Annotated in this window: 18 protein-coding genes and 1 pseudogene; 6 read left to right on the top strand and 13 right to left on the bottom strand. The window is 72.8% G+C overall.

Annotated elements, in window-relative coordinates; all coding sequences use genetic code 11:
* Positions 1-44 precede the first annotated feature (44 nt).
* Positions 45-1,127, top strand: coding sequence for a maleylacetate reductase (locus ACZ619_RS27090; protein ID WP_469603960.1), 1,083 nt, complete (start codon positions 45-47; stop codon positions 1,125-1,127).
* A 40-nt stretch (positions 1,128-1,167) separates the two neighbouring features.
* Here ACZ619_RS27090 and ACZ619_RS27085 read toward each other — a convergent pair whose 3' ends face one another.
* From ACZ619_RS27085 to ACZ619_RS27075, 3 genes are read right to left on the bottom strand one after another with little or no spacing between them, the layout of a single operon-like run.
* A complete protein-coding gene (locus ACZ619_RS27085) occupies positions 1,168-1,797 on the bottom strand; it encodes a 3-oxoacid CoA-transferase subunit B (RefSeq protein ID WP_469603957.1) in 630 nt (209 codons plus the stop codon).
* Positions 1,797-2,492, bottom strand: a complete 696-nt coding sequence (locus tag ACZ619_RS27080) for a 3-oxoacid CoA-transferase subunit A (protein ID WP_469603955.1) — start codon at positions 2,490-2,492, stop codon at positions 1,797-1,799. The genes ACZ619_RS27085 and ACZ619_RS27080 overlap by 1 nt, the downstream gene beginning before the upstream one ends.
* On the bottom strand, positions 2,489-3,685 hold the full coding sequence (locus ACZ619_RS27075; RefSeq protein ID WP_469603952.1) for a thiolase family protein: 1,197 nt from the start codon (positions 3,683-3,685) through the stop codon (positions 2,489-2,491). Before ACZ619_RS27075 ends, ACZ619_RS27080 begins: the two co-directional genes overlap by 4 nt.
* Before the next feature lie 78 nt (positions 3,686-3,763).
* Between ACZ619_RS27075 and ACZ619_RS27070 the strand changes: the two genes are divergently transcribed.
* The gene (locus ACZ619_RS27070; RefSeq protein WP_469603949.1) at positions 3,764-4,645 is read left to right on the top strand and encodes a LysR substrate-binding domain-containing protein; all 882 of its coding nucleotides are present in this window, start codon (positions 3,764-3,766) and stop codon (positions 4,643-4,645) included.
* Here the strand turns inward: ACZ619_RS27070 and ACZ619_RS27065 are convergent.
* Together ACZ619_RS27065 and ACZ619_RS27060 are read right to left on the bottom strand one after the other, a co-directional pair.
* Positions 4,626-5,645, bottom strand: a complete 1,020-nt coding sequence (locus ACZ619_RS27065) for a S66 peptidase family protein (protein WP_469603947.1) — start codon at positions 5,643-5,645, stop codon at positions 4,626-4,628. The genes ACZ619_RS27070 and ACZ619_RS27065 overlap by 20 nt on opposite strands.
* Before the next feature lie 67 nt (positions 5,646-5,712).
* Positions 5,713-6,642, bottom strand: a complete 930-nt coding sequence (locus tag ACZ619_RS27060; protein WP_469604155.1) for a helix-turn-helix domain-containing protein — start codon at positions 6,640-6,642, stop codon at positions 5,713-5,715.
* Positions 6,643-6,856: 214 nt separating this feature from the next.
* On the opposite strand from ACZ619_RS27060, the gene ACZ619_RS27055 reads away from it, so the two are divergent.
* From ACZ619_RS27055 to ACZ619_RS27045, 3 genes and pseudogenes are all read left to right on the top strand, one after another.
* Positions 6,857-7,501 (top strand): NAD(P)-dependent oxidoreductase, encoded by a 645-nt coding sequence (locus ACZ619_RS27055; protein ID WP_469603946.1) that lies wholly within the window; start codon positions 6,857-6,859, stop codon positions 7,499-7,501.
* An 84-nt stretch (positions 7,502-7,585) separates the two neighbouring features.
* Positions 7,586-8,515 carry an ADP-ribosylglycohydrolase family protein gene (locus tag ACZ619_RS27050; RefSeq protein WP_469603943.1) on the top strand — a complete coding sequence of 310 codons (930 nt, stop codon included), beginning with the start codon at positions 7,586-7,588 and terminating at the stop codon, positions 8,513-8,515.
* Between the two features lie 82 nt (positions 8,516-8,597).
* Positions 8,598-9,692, top strand: a pseudogene (locus ACZ619_RS27045) (MFS transporter); the annotation flags it as partial.
* A 223-nt stretch (positions 9,693-9,915) separates the two neighbouring features.
* Here ACZ619_RS27045 and ACZ619_RS27040 read toward each other — a convergent pair.
* Complete coding sequence (locus ACZ619_RS27040; RefSeq protein ID WP_469603941.1) at positions 9,916-10,995, bottom strand: hypothetical protein; 1,080 nt, start codon at positions 10,993-10,995, stop codon at positions 9,916-9,918.
* A gap of 72 nt (positions 10,996-11,067) precedes the next feature.
* Between ACZ619_RS27040 and ACZ619_RS27035 the strand changes: the two genes are divergently transcribed.
* The gene (locus ACZ619_RS27035) at positions 11,068-12,369 is read left to right on the top strand and encodes an LLM class flavin-dependent oxidoreductase (protein WP_469603938.1); all 1,302 of its coding nucleotides are present in this window, start codon (positions 11,068-11,070) and stop codon (positions 12,367-12,369) included.
* 32 nt (positions 12,370-12,401) lie between these two features.
* Here the strand turns inward: ACZ619_RS27035 and ACZ619_RS27030 are convergent, their stop codons facing one another.
* The 7 genes from ACZ619_RS27030 to ACZ619_RS27000 form a co-directional block, all read right to left on the bottom strand.
* Positions 12,402-13,445, bottom strand: coding sequence for an LLM class flavin-dependent oxidoreductase (locus tag ACZ619_RS27030; protein ID WP_469603935.1), 1,044 nt, complete (start codon positions 13,443-13,445; stop codon positions 12,402-12,404).
* A gap of 41 nt (positions 13,446-13,486) precedes the next feature.
* Positions 13,487-14,746, bottom strand: a complete 1,260-nt coding sequence (locus ACZ619_RS27025; RefSeq protein ID WP_469603933.1) for an acyl-CoA dehydrogenase family protein — start codon at positions 14,744-14,746, stop codon at positions 13,487-13,489.
* 131 nt (positions 14,747-14,877) lie between these two features.
* Positions 14,878-16,647 carry a dipeptide ABC transporter ATP-binding protein gene (locus ACZ619_RS27020; RefSeq protein ID WP_469603932.1) on the bottom strand — a complete coding sequence of 590 codons (1,770 nt, stop codon included), beginning with the start codon at positions 16,645-16,647 and terminating at the stop codon, positions 14,878-14,880.
* A 31-nt stretch (positions 16,648-16,678) separates the two neighbouring features.
* Positions 16,679-17,242, bottom strand: a complete 564-nt coding sequence (locus ACZ619_RS27015; protein ID WP_469603929.1) for an ABC transporter permease — start codon at positions 17,240-17,242, stop codon at positions 16,679-16,681.
* The gene (locus ACZ619_RS27010; protein ID WP_469603926.1) at positions 17,170-17,562 is read right to left on the bottom strand and encodes a hypothetical protein; all 393 of its coding nucleotides are present in this window, start codon (positions 17,560-17,562) and stop codon (positions 17,170-17,172) included. The genes ACZ619_RS27015 and ACZ619_RS27010 overlap by 73 nt, the downstream gene beginning before the upstream one ends.
* A complete protein-coding gene (locus tag ACZ619_RS27005) occupies positions 17,559-18,524 on the bottom strand; it encodes an ABC transporter permease (protein ID WP_469603923.1) in 966 nt (321 codons plus the stop codon). Before ACZ619_RS27005 ends, ACZ619_RS27010 begins: the two co-directional genes overlap by 4 nt.
* Positions 18,521-20,125: an ABC transporter substrate-binding protein gene (locus tag ACZ619_RS27000; protein WP_469603920.1), complete on the bottom strand. Its 1,605-nt coding sequence runs from the start codon at positions 20,123-20,125 to the stop codon at positions 18,521-18,523. Before ACZ619_RS27000 ends, ACZ619_RS27005 begins: the two co-directional genes overlap by 4 nt.
* Positions 20,126-20,195: the final 70 nt, after the last annotated feature.

The raw sequence follows: 20,195 nt of genomic DNA, 5'->3' as shown, positions 1-20,195 counted from the left end.
GACGCCCCGCCGAGCACGCACGCACAGATTGGGATCCCGCCGACATGATCGGTTCCTTCACCTACCAGGCGCTCCCGATGCGCGTGACCTTCGGCGCCGGCGTCCTCGGCCGTCTCCCCGAGGAGGTCTCCGCCCTCGGACTCACCCGTGTCGTCGTGCTCTGCTCCCCGGAGCAGGAAGCCACGGGAAAGCTCGTGGCGGACGTCCTCGGCGAGAGCGCCGCCGACGTGCTCCCGGAGGCCCGGATGCACGTGCCCGTCGAGGTCGCGCACCGCGCCCGGGCCAGGGCCGCCGAACTGGGCGCGGACGGCTGCGTCGTGGTGGGCGGGGGATCGGCCGTCGGCCTGGGCAAGGCCGTGGCCCTGGAGCACGGCCTGCCGGTCATCGCCGTCCCCACCACCTACGCGGGATCGGAGATGACCCCCGTCTGGGGCCTGACCGAGAAGGGCGCCAAGCGGACCGGCCGCGACCCGCGCGTACTGCCCGCGAGCGTCCTGTACGACCCCGAGCTCACCCTCTCCCTGCCCACCGGCATGACGGTGACCAGCGGCATGAACGCCCTCGCGCACGCCGTGGAAGGGCTCTACGCCCCGGACGCCACGCCGGTCGTCTCGCTCATGGCCGAGGAGGGCGTCAGAGCGCTGGGCGCGGCGCTGCCCCGGCTGGCCGTCCGCGGCAGCGATCTCGACGCCCGCACCGAGGCCCTGTACGGCTCCTGGCTGTGCGGCGCGGTGCTCGGCGCCACCACCATGTCGCTGCACCACAAGCTCTGCCACGTGCTGGGAGGCACCCTGGACCTTCCCCACTCCCCGGTGCACACCGTGGTCCTCCCGCACGCCCTCGCCTACAACGCTCCGGCCGCCCCCGGCGCGGTCGCGGCTCTCTCGCGCGCCCTGGGCGGAACCCCGGACCCGGCACGCGGCCTCTGGGACCTGGCCGGCCGGCTCGGCGCGCCCCGCTCGCTCGCCGACCTCGGGATGGCCGAGTCGGACGTCCCGCGCATCGCCGAGCTGGCCCTCGCGAGCCCGTACGCGAACCCGCGCCCGCTGACCCGGGAGGGCATCGAGGCGCTGCTGCACGCGGCCTGGGCGGGCGAGCCGCCCGCCGGCGCCGCCGCCGGCGGGTGACGACGGCGCCGCGCGGTGCCCCCGGCCGCGTCCGGGGGTGTCAGGCCACCCGGTCCAGCCCGAGCCGGGCGGACAGGTCCTCGGGCGTGGTGCCGTAGGTCTCCAGGATCTTCACCTCGCCCGAGGTGAGGTCGAAGACCGCGTGATCGGTGTAGACCCGGCTCACACAGGCCCGCCCGGTGAGCGGGTAGGTGCAGGACGGCACCAGTTTGGGGGAGCCGTCCTTGGCGAACAGCGTCATCATCACGTAGACGTCCTTGGCGCCGATGGCCAGGTCCATGGCGCCGCCGACCGCCGGGATGGCGTCGGGACGCCCGGTGTGCCAGTTGGCCAGGTCTCCGTTGAAGCCGACCTGGTAGGCACCGAGCACACAGACGTCGAGGTGGCCGCCGCGCATCATCGCGAAGGAGTCGGCGTGGTGGAAGTACGACGCGCCCGGCAGCTCGGTCACCGGCACCTTGCCCGCGTTGGTCAGGTCCGGGTCGATCTCGTCGCCCACGGCCGCCCGGCCCATGTGGAGCATGCCGTTCTCGGTGTGCAGGACGATGCCGGAGTCGGCCGGCAGGTGGTCGGCGACCTTGGTCGGGTGACCGATGCCCAGGTTGACGAAGGCACCGGCGGGGATGTCGCGGGCGACCGCCGCGGCGAGCTCGTCGGGGGTGAGTGCCATCAGCGGGCTCCTTGGGACAGGTACTGGCGCGGCTGGACCGTGACGACCCGGTCCACGTAGATGCCCGGCGTCACGACGGCTTCGGGGTCGAGCGCGCCGACCGGCACGACCTCCGCGACCTGGACGACCGTCAGGGTGGCGGCGGTGGCCATGACCGGACCGAAGTTGCGGGCGGTCTTGCGGTAGACCAGGTTGCCCATCCGGTCGGCGCGGTGGGCGCCGACGAGGGCGACGTCTCCCTTGATCGGGTACTCCAGCACGTGGTCGCGCCCGTCGATGGTGCGCAGCTCCTTGCCCTCGGCCAGGGGCGTGCCCACCGCCGTCGGGCAGTAGAACGCGCCGATGCCGGCACCGGCCGCGCGCAGCCGCTCCGCGAGGTTGCCCTGCGGGACGACCTCCAGCTCGATCCTGCCGGCGCGGTAGAGCTCGTCGAAGACGTAGGAGTCGGCCTGCCGGGGGAAGGAGCAGATCACCTTCCGCACCCGCCCCGCCTTGAGCAGCGCCGCCAGGCCGACCTCGCCGTTGCCGGCGTTGTTGCTGACGATCGTGAGGTCCTTCGCGCCCTGCCGGATCAGCCCGTCGACGAGGTCGAAGGGCATACCGGCCAGCCCGAAGCCACCCACCAGGACGGTGCTGCCGTCCTCGACGCCGGCCACCGCCTCGTCGACGCTCTCGAGTATCTCGGCCCGGCTCATCGGCCCACCGCCGAGGTCCCGACGTTCTCCAGCACCACGGCCAGCGCCTGCCCGACACCGATGCAGATCGCCGCCACGCCGTACCGCTCCCCGCGCTCGGACAGCACCTTCGCGAGCGTGCCGAGGATACGGCCGCCGGAGGCGCCCAGCGGGTGCCCGATCGCGATGGCGCCGCCCTTGACGTTGACGATCCCGGGGTCGGTCCCCCAGGCGTCCACGCAGGCCAGGGACTGCACCGCGAACGCCTCGTTCAGCTCCACGGCGCCGACCTGGTCCCACTTGACGCCGGCCCGTGCGAGCGCGCGCTCGGCGGCCTCGACCGGGGCGAACCCGAACGCCTGGGGCTCCAGCGCGGAGGCACCGCGGCCGGCGATCCTCGCCAGCGGGGCCAGCCCGATGACGTCCGCCGCCGCCTCGGAGCCGAGGAGCACGGCGGACGCGCCGTCGTTGAGCGGTGACGCGTTGCCCGCGGTGATCGTGCCGTCCTTGCGGAACGACGGCTTCAGCGCGGCCAGCTTCTCCGTCGTGGAGCCCGGCCGGATGCCCTCGTCGCGGACGAGGTCGGCGCCCTCGACGGGGACGACCAGATCGTCGTAGAACCCCTCGTCCCAGGCCTCGGCGGCCAGCCGGTGCGAACGGGCGGCGAACTCGTCCTGGCGCTCGCGCGAGATGCCGAACCGGTCCCGCAGCTGCTCGTTGCACTCGCCCAGCGAGACCGTCCACTCCGCAGGCATCCGGGGATTCACCAGCCGCCAGCCCAGCGTGGTCGAGACGGCGGTGACGTTGCCGGCGGGGAACGCGCGGTCGGGCTTGGGCAGCACCCAGGGCGCCCGGGTCATCGACTCCACACCGCCGACCAGGACGACGTCGGCGTCGCCCACGTCGATGGTCCGCGAGCCGATGATAGCGGCGTCGAGCGACGAGCCGCACAGCCGGTTGACGGTGGTGGCGGGCACGGAGACCGGGAGCCCGGCCAGCAGACCGGCCATCCGGCCGACGTTGCGGTTGTCCTCTCCCGCCTGGTTGGCGTTGCCCCACACGATCTCGTCGACCGAGGCGGGGTCGAGACCGGGGGTCTTGGCGAGCAGGCCGGTGATCGCGGCCGCCGCGAGGTCGTCGGGACGGACGTCCGAGAGGGCGCCGTTGAAACGCCCGAAGGGCGTGCGGGCGGCGGCATAGACGAAAGCTGTCATGCAGTCCACGCTAAGCGCGCGACTTGATACGGTGAAGGACGAATATCCGACCCAATTGAGCTGCTGCGAGTCTCAGTGGTGAATCTCCGCCACCTCACGTACTTCATCGCCGTCGCCGAGGAACGCCACTTCGGCCGCGCGGCCGACCGGCTGCACATGGCCCAGTCGCCGCTCTCCCAGGCGATCCGCCAGCTGGAGGCGGAGCTGGGCGTCGAGCTGCTGCACCGCACCACGCGCCGCGTCGACCTGACCGAGGCGGGCCGCTCCTACCTGGCCCGGGCACGCGCGATCCTCTCCGACCTCGACGACGCCGCCCACGAGGCCCGCCGGGTCGAGGCCGGCGCGGTCGGACACCTCGCGATCGGCTGCGTCGGCTCGGCGACCTACAGCCTGCTGCCGACGCTCTCCCGCCGTCTGGCGACCGAACTGCCCGGTGTGGACTTCGCCTTCCGCGGCGAGATGCTCGCCCCCGACCAGGTCGAGGCACTGAGGACCAGCGAGATCGACCTCGCGCTGCTCCGGCCGCCCGTCGCCGACCTCTCGCTGACGGTCACGCCGCTGCGGCACGACAGGCTGGTGGTCGCGCTGCCCGCCGACCACCCGCTGGCCCGCCGCGAACAGGTCCGGGTGGCGGAGCTGGGCTCCACCGACCTCATCGTCCACTCCGCCGACCGGCGCTCCGTGATGTACGACGTGGTGCTCGGACTGCTGCGGGACGCCGGCGTCGATCCGCGCATCCGGCACGAGGTGGGCGAGACCTCCACCCTCATCACCCTCGTCGCGGGCGGGCTCGGTGCCGCGGTCGTCCCCGAGCCGGTGACCGCGCTCGCCCTCGCGGGCGTCACCTACCGGCCGCTGGTCCGCCCGGCGGCCACGGTCGCCCTCGCCGTCGCCCACCGCTCCGACCGCGTCGAGCCGCACCTGAGCCGGACGATCGACGTCATCCGGCGGATGTTCTGACGCAGCCGCGAGCCTTCGGCCGTACCGCCGGTTCGAGCAGCGACAGCGTCCGCTCCGTCGCGTCGAGGGCGGCACGGACACCGACCGGCATCGGCAGATTCGGGCCCGCGTGCCCGATCTCGACGTTGCCCAGGACCGGGATGTCACGGTCACCGAGGACGTCGAGGACGATCTCGGCCAGGGACGGCGAGCCGAGCCCGTCGACCGCCTGCGGAACACCCACGACCATGCCGGAGATCCGGTCGAGGATCCCGCTGTGCCGCAGGATGTGCAGATAGCTCCACACGTACGACGCCTGCCCGCCGAGTTCCTCCCAGAACAGCACCGCGCCGTCGAACCGTTCGGGCGGCAGCGCGAACGGCGTCGCCTGCACCAGCACGATGCGGTTGACGACCCCGCCGATCAGCGGACCCTCGGCCCGCCCGGCCCGCCAGCACTCCCACGACGGACCGGTGGGCAGCGCGCCGATCGGCTCCGTGCCGGTCAGCAGCGCCGAGTACAGCGAGCGCAGCTCCTCCCGGCGCGCCGCTGACGCCCTCTGCCAGTGCCCGCCGAGACCGGGTGTGGCCAGGTCGGCGTGGAACCCGACCAGGCCCGTGCGGGCGTGGAGCACCAGGTGCAGCAGCGAGATGTCGCTGTAGCCGAGGAGCGGCTTGGGATCGGCCCTGACCGCGTCGAAGTCGATCAGGTCGAGGTATCCGAACACCGTCTGGCCGCCGTCGTGCGCGACGATCGCACGCACCTCGGGATCGCGCAGCAGACCGTTGAACTCCTCGGCGATCTCGTCCGGCCGCGCCGCGCTCCACCAGCGGTGCCGCCCGGCCTCGAGGAGCGGCGCGAGACGCACCCGGAACCCCAGCCGCCGGATCTCGGCCACCGCCCGTTCGAGATCGGGCGCGTATCGGGCATCGAGCGGCCCGGACAGCGCCGCGACGACGACGAGGTCCCCGGGCTCCAGAGCACGAGGGCGCAGCAGGGGAGAGAGCGCGGCAGAAGTCACCGGGGCAGTCTCGCGACGCCCGTCAGGCCACGCCACCTATTTACCGACCGGCCCCGTGCGGCGCCGCTCACGGCGGCGAAGCCCGCTGCAGACGGCGGAAGTCGCCGGGCGTGGTGCCGGTGTGGCGGGTGAAGAACTTGCCGAAGTTGGTGGGTTGCGAGAAGCCGAGGCGGCGTGCGACGAGGGCGACGGGCCGGTCCGTGTGGGCGAGCAGCCGCTGGGCCTCCAGGGCGACGCGGGCGTCGATGACCTGCTTGACGCTCTGTCCCGTGGCGGCCAGGCAGGCGCGGGTGAGGGTCTTGACGGTGTACCCGAGGCGGCTCGCGTAGTCCTCGGCGCGTCGGCTGGTGGCGTAGGAGCGTTCCAGTTCGGTGCGGAAACGGGCGTAGATCCCGCCGCCGGCCCGCGGCTCGGCCCGCGCGTCGTGCCCCGGGAGCCGGTCGATGTGCAGCAGGAGCGTGCTGAGTTCGAGTCGGAGGATGTCGGGGGAGACGGGGCCGGGGCGCCGGGTGGACTCGGTGCGCAGCAGGCTCAGCAGCGTGGCGACGGTGGCGTGGTCGGGGGTGGTGCCGAGCTGCCGGCAGACAGGGCCGTACCACTCGTCGAGAAGGTGCGTGCCGCTGCCGAGGTGAGCGGGGAAGGCGGGGGTGAACAGCAGGTGTGTGCCGTTGATCGCGCCGGGGCGGCCGAAGCGCTGGACCTGGCCGGGGCGGATCCACAGCAGGGTGCCGGGGCGGCAGGGATGGGTGACGAAGTCGACGGTGTGCTCCCCGCTGCCTTCGGTGATCAGGGTGATGGTGTGGAAGCCGACACGGTGGACGCGCTCCAGGCCGCCGTCGGTCATGCGGGTGTGCAGGGTGACGATGTCGGTGATCTCGAACCCGGGGACGGGGGCGCTGGGGAGAGGGGTGCCGGGGACAGGTGAGGTCGGCGGGTTGAAGCCGAACCCGGGGATCGCAGTGTCGCCCGCCCGCGTGCTGCCGGAGACATGTCGCATGGGCACGATGACCCCCGTACTGTCCGTTTCTGACCATCGACGGTCTTCAGCGTATCTCGCCCTTCTCCTGCGCCCGGGGCGAGAGTGGAAGGGCACGGGCGGCCTGACCGAGGCCGCCCCGTCCACGGCCGCACGGCCCCGGACGGCTGCGCCGACGAGGTCGTGGCACACGCCAGGCGCAAGGCGCCTGAACCCGTACCCAAGGAGCGAGAACATGAGCAGGATCGTCGTCTTCGGAGCCGCCGGGAAGGCCGGCTCCCGCGTCGTCGCCGAGGCGGCCGCCCGCGGTCACCAGGTCACCGCCGTCGCCCGCGACACGGCACGGCTCGGTCCGCTCCCGGAAGGCGTGCGCCCGGTGGCGGGGGACGTGACCGACGCCGGGACGGTCGCCACGCTGGCCGGGGACGCCGACGCGCTGGTGCTGACCGTCGGCGGTCCCGAGGCACGCCTGTACACCGAGGCGGTGACCACCGTCGCCGAGGCCGTCCGCGCGCTCGGGCCGAAGGGCCCCCGCATCCTCCACATGGGCGGCGGTGCCAGCCTGCTGAACGACGACGGCGTGCGCTTCTTCGACGCCCCCGACTTCCCCGCGCAGTTCAGGCCCTACGCCGTCGGCCAGATCCGGGCCCTCGACGCCTACCGCGCGCTCGGCGACGACGTGACCTGGACGTACCTCTCCCCGCCCCCGGTCCACTTCGCCCCCGGCGAGCGCACCGGCCACTACCGCACAGGCCTCGACCACCCGGTCGTCGGCGAGGACGGACAGGCCCGCCTCTCCTACGAGGACTACGCCCTCGCCCTCGTCGACGAGATCGAGAACCCGCAACACCTCGGCCACCGCTTCACGGTCGGCTACTGACCCGGGCGGCGTCAGCTGCTGTGCCGTGCGACCGTCCTTGAGCCGAGGGCCGTGAGCCCGCGGAAATCCGGATAGCCTGCGCGGGTGAGGCGGGCTGAGCGGGTTGCCGGTGTGGTCGTGGGGTCGGCCGTGGGCGACGCTCTGGGCGGGCCTTTCGAGTTCGGGTCCGGGGGGGTGTTCTCCGCGAGGTTTCCCTCGCCTGGTGGCGGTGGTGAGATGTGCGGGGGCGGCGGCTGGGACCCAGGTGAGGCCACCGACGACACGCAGATGGCCGTCCTGGTCGCGGAGTCGCTGCTGGAGCGGGACGGGCTGGATCTGCCGGACATGTTCGGCCGCTTCCAGCGGTGGGCGGCCTCGGAGCCGAAGGACATCGGCCTCCAGACCGAGGACGTCCTGACCAACGGCATGCCCTGGAACCTGGCCGCCGGGGCCCATTTCCGGGTCAACCGGCGAGCAGCGGGAAACGGCTCCCTGATGCGGGCGTCGACCTCGGCGGTCTTCTTCGCCTCCGCGGGCCGGGAAGCCACCATGGACGCGGCTCGCCGTATCGCCGCACTCACCCATGGCGACCGGGCCGCCTGGGAAGGCACCGCGATCTTCCACGAACTCGTCCGCGTCACCCTTGGGAACACCGACCCCCTCGCCGCGCTCCCGGAGATCCTGGCCCGGGTCCACCCCGAACAGCGAGACCGCTTCGCCACCGTTCTCGCGCCCGGCTGGCATCCCGACCGGGCGACCGAGTTCAACGGCGCCGTCTGGCCCTGCCTGGGCTCGGCCGTCTGGGCCTTGCGCACCACCGCGAGCTTCGAGGACGCGATACGCGCGGCGATCGACCTCGGCGGTGACACGGACACCGTCGCCGCGGTGACCGGAGGGCTCGCGGGGGCCTACTACGGACTCGACGCCATTCCCGTCCGCTGGACCCAGCCGCTCCACGTTCCCCTTCCGGGCTTCGGCGGACGGGTGCTGCATCTGGTGGATCTGCTCCGCCTCGCGTACAGCCTTGCCGTATGAGTCCGGGGCCGTCAGCGGCAGGACCGGACGCTCCGGGAGAGCTGGACACCGTACGGCGTGGTGCACCCGAGCGGCTCTCTGAATGCTGTCGGGCGACACCGTTGTTCCGTCGTGGACCCCTGCTGACGGCGGCTCAATCTGCGGCAGCAGCAGGCGCCGGGACTTCCCAGCCGTTGCGCGGGTGACTGCTGTCTCTCCTCAAGGAGATGCCATGGCGACGGGTTCCCGTACGGTCGGGGTGCCGGCTCTGGTTGTCCTGGCGTCGGGCGCGTTCGTCCTGGGCACGAGCGAACTCGCGGTCGCCGGTCTGCTGCCCGCCATCAGCGCCGACTTCGAGGTCTCCACGGGCGCCGCAGGCACCCTCGTCTCGGTGTACGCCGTGGCCGTCGCGCTGCTCGGCCCCGTGCTCACCACGGTGACGAGTCGGCTGTCCCGTCGGCGGGTCCTGGTGGGGTCCTTGGTCGCGCTTGCTGTCGGGAACGGCCTCACCGCCCTGGTCACCCGCTTCCCGGTGTCCTGGCGGCCAGGGCGCTCACCGGCACCGCCGCGGCGATGTACGCGGTGACGGCCCTGTCCCTGGCCCATCACGCTGACCGGCCCTGAGCGACGAGGACGAGCCGTCGCCGTCGTCTTCGGAGGGATCACCGTTTCCGCCGTCGTCGGGGTTCCCGCCAGTACCCTGCTGGGCGGCGTGTTCGGCTGGCGGACCGTCTACGGCGCGCTGGCCGCCCTGACCGTGGGGGTCCTGTCGGCAGCGGTCCGCATGGTGCCGGAACCCGTGCCGGACCCCTCGCCCGGCCTGCGGACCCAGCTCAAGGCGTTGGCCAGGGCGCGTGTGCTGGTCACGTTCGCCGTGAACGCCACTGTCACGGCGGGCCACTGCACGGCATCCACCTACCTCGTCGCGCTCCTGACCCAGCAGACCGGCCTCGGCGCCACCGCGGTCGGCGCGGTTCTCCTGACCACGGGTGTTTTCGGCACCGTCGGCACCGTCCTCGGTGGCGCAGTCGCCGACCGGCATGCCCGGCAGACCCTGTCGGCGACCGCGGCTCTGCTGGCCACCAGCCTGGGCCTCGTCCCGCTGGTCATGAACAGCGCGATCCTGACCTGGCTCGTCGCCTCGATCTGGACGGCAGCCTTCAGTGCCTTCAGCACCGCCGCCCAGGTCAGCGTGTCCCTCCAGGCCCGCCCCGCCACCGACATCGCCGCGGCGGCCGACATCTCCGTGTTCAACACGGGGATCGCGGGCGGGTCGGCCGCGGGCGGACTCGTCCTTCACCTCGCCGGATTCACCGGCGTCGCCCTCACCGGCGCCGCTCTGGTCGTCGCAGGACTCACCGCCGCGCTCTGTCTCCACTGGTGGCGGAGAACACCGAGCGCCCGGCGCGGTGTCCGCCGGATCAGCCGGACACACTGCCCGAGTTCGCCGGGACCGGTGGTTGCGTCGGTGTCACGGGCGCAATGGCGTCGGGGACGGGGAAGAGGCCGGGGCCGGGAGGCAGGAGGTCGGTGGTCGGGGGGAGGGAGAGGCGCCGGCGGAGAGTGGCGGGGGCGGCGGCGGTACCGTCGGTGAGCCGGGTCGCGAGACGGATCGCGTTCGTGGGGTCGGCCGCCGTGGGGCGGAGGATCACGCCGTCCGCACCCGCGGCCGAGAGGGCGGCGATCGCGGTGCGCGCCGTGTCCTCGGTGCTGTCGGACCGCAGGTCGAGGAGGCCGAAGACCAGGGGGCGCCGCGCGGGGTCCGTGAAGTGGCCGCGGGGAGCGGCGTCGGCCGCGCCGCGGGCGTCGGCCGTGGACGAAGCGCCGGGCAGCGCCACGATGATGTCGGCGACCTCGGCGGCCGTGGTGAGTTCCTCCTCGGCGTTGGTCCACCAGGCCAGGACGGATGAGCCCTCGGGGGTGCCCGGCAGTGTCAACGGCCCGGCCGTCGGCAGGAGACCGTCGTGGTGGGCGGGCCGGATGAGGTCACCGCGGGCGAAGATCCGCTGCTCCCGGTCGGCGACGATCGCCTCGTAGGGCCAGGTCTGTTCGAGCTTCTGCACGGCGAGCGCGAGATCGCGTACGGCGGCTGTGGTGAACGGCGCCGTCAGCACGGGGGCGTCACCGCGGGCCCGCCCGGCACCGTCGGCCACGTAGGTGTCCCGGCCGCCGACGGCGATCCCCGTGCGCTGCCGGGACAGGTGGCCGGTGGAGGCGATGCGGCGGGCCAGGTTGTAGGGGTGTTCGCGGGTGGGGGAGGCGGCCGTCAGGAAGGCCGCGTGTGCGGTGCGTCCCGTCAGGACGGCGACCGCGGTGGCCGTGTCCACGGTGGGCCCGTCGGCGCCCGCGTCGGCGGAGACGCGTTCCGCGCCGACGACGGTGAACACGAGCCCTGAGGCGTCGAGTTCCGCCAGCAGGGCCGTGTCGGAGAGAAGGGCGAGGGTCTGCTCGCCCGAGAGGGCGAGTGCGAGAGGGACGCGCACGGCGTCATTGAATGTCATGAAATCTCCATAAAGTAGCATGGTTTACGAGGTTTTGAGATGGTTTAGTGGCCGGTGTCGAAAGGAATCCCCATGTCTTCTCAGCGAACCGGCCATGTTCTGCTCGGTGTCAACGTGCTGGTCCTCGGCTACCTCCCGGCCGCGTGGCAGTCGCCGCGCCTGGCCGACGACGCCTTCGTGAGCCCCGACTACTGGAGCCGGATAGGCCGGCTGGCCGAGCGCGGGACGCTCGACGCGCTGTTCCTCGCCGACGGACCGGCCCTGGGAGATCCCTCCCACGACGCGAACGCGGGCCGCCTCGAACCCACCGTGGCCTGGGCGCACGTCGCGGCGGCCACCGAGCGCGTCGGCCTGGTCGCCACCGCGTCCACGACGTTCAACGACCCGTTCGAACTGGCCGAGCGGCTGCTCTCCCTCGACCTGCTGTCCGAGGGCCGCGCGGGGTGGAACTTCGTGACGACCCGGGGAGCCGCCGCGGCCCGCAACTTCGGCCTGCCCGACGTACCGGGCCGCGACGACCGCTACGACCGCGCCGAGGAGTTCGTCGGCCTGGTCCTGGATCTGTGGCGGTCGGCGGGCGACGGACCCGCGGTCGCCCATCACGGCCCGTTCTTCGACCTCGTGGGGCGGCTGCGGGTGCCGCCGTCGCCGCAGGGGCACCCGGTGGTGCTCCAGGCCGGCGGTTCGCCCAAGGGCAGGCAGCTGGCCGGGCGGTTCGCCGAGGGCGTCTTCTCGGCCGAGCTGACCAAGCAGGGCGCGATCGACCACTACCGGCAGGTCAAGCAGCACGCGGTGGACGCGGGCCGCCGCCCCGACGACGTGAAGATCCTGCCGGGACTGCTGCTGAGCCTCGGCAGCACGGAGGAGGAGGCCCGGCGGCGCAGCGACGAACTGCACGACGCCGGCCCGGCCGCCTACTCCACGCAGTGGCTGTCCCAGGCCATCGGATTCGACGCCTCGACCCTGCCGCTGGACGAGCCGTTCCCCGACGAGGTCCTGTCGGCGCCGGTGGACAGCCGGACGTTCACCGGCAGCATCGGCTTCCGTGAGTCGATCGTGCGGCAGATCAGGCGCACGAACCCGACGGTCCGCGAGTACCTGCGGCAGACCCGCTACACCGGGTCCGGGCACTCCGGATTCGTCGGCACGCCCGAGCAGCTGGCCGACCGGATCGAGGACTGGTTCCGCGCCGGAGCGATCGACGGCTTCAACCTCCAGCCGGACCGGCTGGAGGACGGCCTCGAAGTGATCGTCGACGAGGTGGTCCCGATCCTGCGCCGCCGGGGCCTGTACCGGCACGAGTACGAGACCCGCACCCTGCGCGAGCACTTCGCGGCGTCCTCCGCCACCCCCGCCGCGGCCCGGATCGCCTGACCGGGGCGCCGTCGGCCGGAGCGGCCCCGCACTCACCGGGGTGCTCCGGCCGGCCGCCAGCCGAGCGCCGGGCCGATCTCGGTGGCGAGGGTGTCGAGACGCGCCTTGGCGTGCTCGGCGTCGAACTCGTCGCGGTACGAGAAGTTCGCCACGAAGTCGGTGGCCCCGGCGGCGATCGCCGGATCGGCGGCGGCGCTCTCGGCGATGTCGGCGGCGGAGCCGTAGAACGGCACCGCGTCCAGGTACTCCCGTACGCCCAGCCCGCGCAGTGCGGTGTTGCCGCTGAGCGCGGCGCGTTCGGCGAGGGCGCCCAGCCGGGGACCGAGCACCGGCTCCACCTCCCGCAGGACGCTCTCCTTGTCACGTCCCGGGTAGACGAACCGGAACACCGCCACCCGCGGGGGCACTCCGGGGCGGGCGGCCTCGTACGCCTCCAGATGGGCCCGTACCTTGGGCGCCTGCCCGGTCCCGGCCGGATCGAAGAAGGCACCCTGCTGCAGGCCGTCGCCCGCGTCGCCCGCGGCGACGGCCGAGCCGATGTCGGTGGCCGCCTGCCACAGCCGCCTGCGTACCCGGCCGCCCGGCGGGTACAGCCGCGGCGGATCCTCGCCGTCCGTCAGCGGACGGCCGTCGAGGGCCGCGTGCAGCCGGGAGATCTTCTCGGCGTAGAGCGCGTGCCGGTCCGCGGCCGCCAGCCCGAACGCCGCGAACCCGTCCAGGTTGGCGCCGCCGGTACCGAGCCCGAGGTGCAGCCGTCCGCCGGTGAGGGCGTCCACCACGGCCGCGTCCTCGGCGAGCCGCAGCGGATCCTCGAAGGGCAGCGTGGTGATGCCGGTGCCCAGGACGATCCGCGAGGTCCGGCCGGCGGCGGCCACCAGGAACGGCAGGGGAGAGGCGAAGGGACCGTCGGTGTTGTCGAAGTGATGCTGTCCCACCCACACACTGTCCAGACCGAGCCGTTCGGCGTGCACGATGGTGTCGATCACGCCCTCGTAGACGCGCGCGACCTCCTCGATGTCCCGGGACGAGGTACGGAAGTTGAGGGCGAAGCCGATGCGGAGCGGTTGCGCTGACACGGTGGTTCTCCTTGAGCCGTCGGGTCGAGCCGTCGGATGCGTCAGTCGCCCTGGCCGCCGCGGCCGATGGCGGAGAGGTCCGGGACCGGGTCCGTGCCGTTGACGAGCCAGTCGCCCAGGATGCGCGCCTTGTACACACGGGGGTTGTGGGAGGCGAGGGTGCGCGCGTTGCGCCAGTGCCGGTCCAGCAGACGGGACCGCGAGACCCCGGAGGCACCCAGGGCGTCGAAGACCGTCGTGGTGGCCCGCAGCGCCGCGTCGATGATGGTCAGCTGCGCCTGCGTCACGGCGACCTCTCCCTCCAGCACCCGCTGCTCGCGCAGCTCCCGCGCACCGGACGCCTGCGCCTCGGCGATGGCGTCCAGGGTGCGGGTCGCCGCGTGCAGTGCCGCGTCGGCCGCGAAGGCGTCCGCCGACACCTGCCCGACGACCTGGAGGAGCTGCGCGTCGGAGGCGGGAACCGGGTTCAGCGCCTGCGGGTAGTTGCGGCCGCGGGCCTTGAGCGCCTCGACGCCGTCGCGCAGCACGGCGCGGGTGATGCCGGCCAGCACCGCCAGCATCGCGGTCTGGTAGAAGTGCCCCTGGTACACGAAGCGTTCGGCCGCGGGGAAGACATCGCCGGGCTCGGCCGGCACATCGGTGTAGAGGGCGCTGCCGCTGGCCGTGGTGCGCTGCCCGAAGCCGTCCCAGTCGTCCTCCAGCCGCACCCCGGGGTGCTCACGCCGGACGAGCGCGGTCAGGACGGAGTCGCCGTCCCCCTTGCCGAGGACGTCGAGCCAGTCGGCGTAGAGGCTTCCGGTGGCGTAGAACTTGGCGCCGCTGACGAGGTATCCGTCGCCGCTCCGGCGGACGGTGGTCTTCAGGTCGGCGAAGGTGCCGTTGTTCGCCTCGGTCCAGCCGCCGCCGACGAAGTCCCCGTCGAGGAAGCGCTGTATCCAGCGGTCGTTGCCGGGGGAGGGCGCGGCGTTCAGCCGGTCCTCCACGAAGGCGAGGTGGTTGCGCCAGATGTGGGCGACATTGGCGTCGGCGGTGGCGAGAGCGGCGAGCAGGGCGAACGTCTGCTGCAAGGACGCGCCCGAACCGCCGAGTTCGACGGGAACGCGTACGGTGCCCAGACCGGCGTCCTTGAGCCACCGTACCTGCTCGTGGGGGAAGACACGGTCGCGCTCCCGGTCCGTGCCGCCGACGGCGATCCGGTCGAAGACGGGCTGGAAACGTGCCGTCAGGTCGGCGTCGGACGCCGTGGGACGGCGCAGGTACGTGAGCGCGGTGCGCTTGGTGTCGGGTGCGGTGGTGCTCATGGCGGGACCTTTCGTGCGGGGCGGTGCGGGGTGTTCGGGGACGGGGTTGGGCTGATATCGGAGTCGGGGACGAGGGCCGGGGTGCGGCGGTGGTGCGCGGGGCGGGCCGTGCCGCCTCGGGGGCGGTGGGGTCATGTGGCGGCCGGCAGGGCATGGTCGTCGCCGTGCGGTGCGCGGTGCGGGCCGATCGGGAGGATCGACCCGATGAGCGCGCGGGTCGCCGGGTGGCGGTCGCCGGCGGACAGGTCGGCGGCGGGGAACGTCTCCAGCAGGGCGCCTTGCCGCATGACCCCGATGCGGTCGCACACGAACTCGATGACGGCGAGGTCGTGCCCGATGAACAGGTAGGTGAGGTCGAGCTCGTCGCGCAGGTCCAGCAGGAGGTCGAGCGTGGTCGCCTGGGTGGAGACGTCGAGGGCGGAGGTGGGTTCGTCGAGGATCAGCAGCTCGGGTTCGAGGGCGAGCGCGCGGGCGATCTGCAGGCGCTGGCGCTGACCGCCTGAGAACTCCCGGGGGTAGCGGTCCGCGTGCTCGGGGCGGAGACCAACCAGACCCAGGGCGCGGGCGGTGCGGGCGCGGGCGTCGGCACGGTCCGCGGCGCGGCCCAGGCGGAGCAGGGGGCGCGCGATCTGGTCGCCGGCCCTGACCCGGGGGTTGAGGGCGGTGACGGCGTCCTGGAACACGTACTGGAAGCGGCGGCGCAGGCTCCGCAGGGCGTGACGGTCCGCCTCGGCCAGGTCCAGACCGTCGAAGGTGACGGTTCCGGAGGAGGGGGAGAGCAGACCGCCGGCGAGGCGGGCGAGGGTGGACTTGCCGGAGCCGGACTCCCCGATGAGGCCGAAGACCTCACCGCGCCGCAGGGTGAGCGACACGTCGTGGACGGCGCGGACCGCCGTGCGGTGCCGGCCCGTTCCCGCGCCGCCGACGGCGAACTCCTTGGAAATGCGATCGAGTTGGAGCAAGGGGATGCCCGGATCGGCGTGTTCCGCCGCCGACGGGGAGTCGCCGGAGGAGGGGCGCGGCCGCGCGGTGTCCCGCGCGACCGGAGCCGGAGCCGCAGCCGCAGCGGGAGCGGGCCGTAGGCGGCGGGGGCCGCCGTCGAGCGCTCGGCGGCGGCCCGGACGCGGCACGGAGTCGATCAGGGCCCGGGTGTACGGGTGCTGAGGCGCGCTCAGCACCTCGGCGGTCGCCCCGGTCTCGACGACGGTGCCGTCGCGCATCACCGCGACACGTGAGCTCGTGTGGGAGACCACGCCGAAGTCGTGCGTGATCAGGAGCACGGCGGTCCGGCTCCGCTCCGACAGCTCCAGCAGCAGATCCAGGATCTGCTTCCGGACGGTGGCGTCCAAGGCGGTGGTCGGCTCGTCCGCGATCAGCACGGCCGGACCGGACAGACCGGCGAGCGCGATCATCACCCGCTGCCGCATGCCACCGCTCAGCTCGTGCGGGTAGGCGCCGAGGACCCGTTCGGGATCGCGGATGTGGACCCGTTCGAGCCAGTCACGCGCGACGCCGCGGGCCTCGTCCCGGCCGACACGCAGATGCAGCCGTGCCGTGTCGCGCAGCTGGCTGCCGACGGTGAACGACGGGTCGAGGGAGGTGACCGGGTTCTGGAAGATCATCCCGATGCCGGAACCCCGGTGGACGTTGAGCCGGTGCTCGGGCAGACCGGTGAGCTCGGTGCCGGCGAAGCGGACGCCGCCGCGGGTGACGCGGGCACCCCGGGGCAGCAGACCGAGCACGGCGGAGGCCGTCACGCTCTTGCCGGAGCCCGACTCCCCGACCAGCGCGAGCACTTCGCCCGGCGCCAGTTCCAGGTCCACACCGCGCACGGCGTGGACGGGCCCGCCGGGCAGGTCGAAGTCGACGTGCAGATCCTGCACGCTCAGTACGGCTGTCATCGGATCACCTCGGGGGGCGGGGACGGCGGGGTCACGGGTCGAGTACGTCGCGCAGGCCGTCGCCGAGCCAGTTGAACGCGAGGGAGACGAGCAGGACGGCCATCGCGGGGAACGTCGCCACGCCCGGGCTGCCGTTCACCAGCACCTTGGCGCCCTCGGAGATCATGCGGCCCCAGTCGGCGTCGGGCGGCTGCACGCCCAGGCCCAGGGCGCTCAGACTGGCGGTGAACACGATGTTCACGCCGACCAGGCTGGTGCCGTAGACGATCACGGGGGAGAGCAGGTTGGGCAGCACCTCGCGCCACAGGATCCCGGCGCGCGTGGCGCCCAGCGAGCGGGCGGCCTCCACGTAGTCCTTCCGTCGTTCCACCTTCGCCTCGGCGAAGACGATCCGGGTCACGTAGGGGACGGCCGCGAAGACGACGGTGCCGATCAGGACACCGGCTCCCGGCTGGAGCACGGCGGCGAGGGACAGCGCGACCAGGATGACCGGGAAGGCGAACACCAGGTCGACGGCCCGCATCAGCAGGGCCGACGTGCGCCGCCCGGCGAACGCGCCGAGCAGACCGAGGGCGGTGCCGACGACCAGGGCCACGGCCACCGACGAGACCGAGACGGCCAGCGCGTGCCGCCGCCGGAGAGCAGGCGGCTGAGGACGTCCCGGCCCTGTTCGTCGGTGCCGAGCAGGTGCCCCGGCGAGCCGACGGCGGCGAGCACGTCGTTCGCGTCGCCCGTGTCGGGATCGTACGGGGTGATCCACGGGGCGAGCACGGAGAGCGCCACCACCACGGCGAGGACGGCCAGGCCGGTCACCGCCTCCGCGTTGCGTACCAGCCGGGCCGCCACCCCGCGCCGGCGCGGCGGTCCGCCGGTCGTCGCGTGGGCGGCCGGAACGGCGGTCGTGTCCGTCGTCATGCGCCACCTCCGTGCCGCAGCCGGGGGTTGAGAAGGTCGAGGAGGATGTCGGTGATCAGGTTGACGGCCACGAAGGCGACGGCGACCAGCAGTACGCCGGTCTGGATCACCGGGTAGTCCGCGCCGGCGACGGCGTTCAGGAGCACGCTGCCCAGGCCGGGCCAGGAGAAGATGGTCTCCACGAAGACGACCCCGGTGATCACCGAACCGACCGTGAGACCGGCCGTGTTGACGATCGGCGGGAGGACGTTGCGGCCGATGTGCTTGCCCAGGACCGCGCCCCGGCCGAACCCCTGGGAGCGGTAGGTGCGGATGTAGTCCGACTGGTCGGCCTCGATGACCGCCGCGCGGACGAACCGCGCCACGATCAGGGTCGAGACCAGGGAGGCGGCGAACGCGGGCGCGACCAGGTGCAGCAGCAGATCGCCGGGGCCGCCGTCGCCGCGCAGGTCGTGCATGCCGCCGGCGGGCAGCCACTGCCGGCGTACGGCGGTGACCCAGATGACCAGGAGCCCGAACCAGTAGACCGGCAGGTTGCTGCCGACCTGGACCAGCAGCATCGTCACGCGGTCCGTCAGCCGGCCGTGCCGGATCCCGGAGACGAACCCGATCGCGACGCCCACCACGACGGTCAGCACGCTGGCCGCAGCGCCCAGCAGCAGCGTGTTGCGCAGCGCGGGGAACACGATCCCGGAGACCGGGGTGCGCAGGCTCAGGGAGATGCCGCCGCCGTCGGTGAACAGGCTCTTCAGCCAGCTGAGGTACTGCTGCCAGGCGGGCCGGTCCAGCCCGTAGGCGCTGCGGATCTGCTCGATCTGCGCCGGAGTCATCTTCTGGCTGAGGGCGTCGCGCACGGGGTCGGCGGGGCCCGCCTGGGAGATGAAGAACACCAGCAGGCTGATCACGAGGAGCAGCGGGACGGCGGCGGCCAGCCGCCTGAGGACCAGGCGTGTCGTCGTCATCCGGCGACCCAGACCCGGGACAGGTCGTAGTGGTTCTGCCGGGGCCAGACGAAGCCGCCGACGGTGGGCGCGACGGCGTAGTACCGGTTGAAGGACAGCAGCGGGAAGATCGTCGCGTCCTGCGCCCAGTGCTGCGCGGCCGCCTGCCACAGCTCGGTCGAACGCTCGGGGTCGGCGTTGCGGGCGGCGGTCTCGATGGCCTTGAGGGTGGCCTTGGAGGTGTCGGAGTACCGGTCGCCGTTCTGCGCGCCCACGTACTGGTTGTGCGCGATCTGGACCCAGTTCGCGGCGACGTAGCCCCATTCCCCGAGGACCAGGCCGTCGGTGGCCTTGAGGTTGGCCGCCCGGGTTCCGTAGGTGATCCACTCGAAGGACTCCACCGACGCGTCGATCCCCACGGCCTTCAGCTGCTGCTGGATGAACTCGGCGGTGGGCTGCCCGGTGGTGTCGCTGATGATGGTGAACTTCAGGCTGCCGTCGCCGTAACCGGCCTCCTCCAGCAGCTTCTTGGCCGCCTGGGGGTCGTGGGTGTAGTCGACGGCGGACGCCTCGAACGCCTCGTTGCCCTGGTTGACGATGGAGGTGGCGGGGTCGGCGTACCCCTTGTAGATCTTCTCCGCCAGCAGGTCGCGGTCGACGGCCCTGATGATCGCCTGGCGGACCCGCTTGTCCTGGAGTGCCTTGTTGGCCAGGTTGAACTTGTAGAAGATGATCTGCGGGACGTTCCTGTTCTCGGGGACCGAGTGGCCGGCCTTGGACAGCGAGACCACCGAGTCCGCGGGGACGCGGCTGATGAGGTCGACGGCGCCGCTGCGCAGCGCGGCCACGCGGCTCTGGTCGTCGGTGATCGGCTTGAAGACCACCTTGTCCAGATGCGGCCGCCTGCCCCAGTAGCGGGTGTTGCGCACGAGCGTCGTGTGGTCGCCGCGGACCCGCTCCCGGAACGTGAACGGGCCGGTGCCCACCGGATGGTCGGCGAGCCCGTCCGGCCCGTACCGCTTGAGGGCGGCGGGGCTGAAGAAGCCCGACGCTGCGTTGCCGCTGTTGGGTATCTGGCGCAGGAAGTCCAGGAAGGGGTGGTGGAAGGTGTACCGCACGGTGTGGTCGTCGAGCACCTCGAAGGACTTCAGGTCCGCGTAGACCAGCGACATGGTGGCGGCCGCGGTCCTGTCGTAGTACTCGAAGTCCTCGTCGGTGAAGCGGCGGACGTTGAAGCGCACCGCCTCGGCGTCGAAGGCCGTGCCGTCGGTGAACCTCACACCGCGCCGCAGGGTGAAGGTGTAGGTGGTGGCGTCGTCGCTGACCTGCCACGAGGTCGCCAGCTTCGGGACGATCCGGGGGATGCCCGTGGAGGTCGAGAGGTCCTCGTCGACCAACGTCTCGTAGATGTTCCGGTCGATGCGCCAGGTCTCCCACGAGTACTGCCGGTTGGGGTCGAACTGGGTGACCTCCTGGTACTGGCCGACGATCAGTGTGCCGCCGTCGCGGGCCTTGGAGCCGGCCGCGGTCCTGCCGGTCGCGGTGGAGCCGCAGGCGGCGAGGAGGCCGGTGGCGGCGGTGGCGAGAGCGCCCTTGAGCACGGCACGTCTGGTACGGGTCATGGCGGTGTCCCTTTGGCTGGAGAGAGGTCTGGCCGCGGTGGCCCGGCTCGTGGCGGGGCCGGGCCCGTCC

Source organism: Streptomyces sp. NPDC104367 (assembly GCF_055583825.1).
The sequence above is the reverse complement of the archived record's forward strand: the minus strand, read 5'-3'. Positions and strand labels throughout refer to the sequence as shown.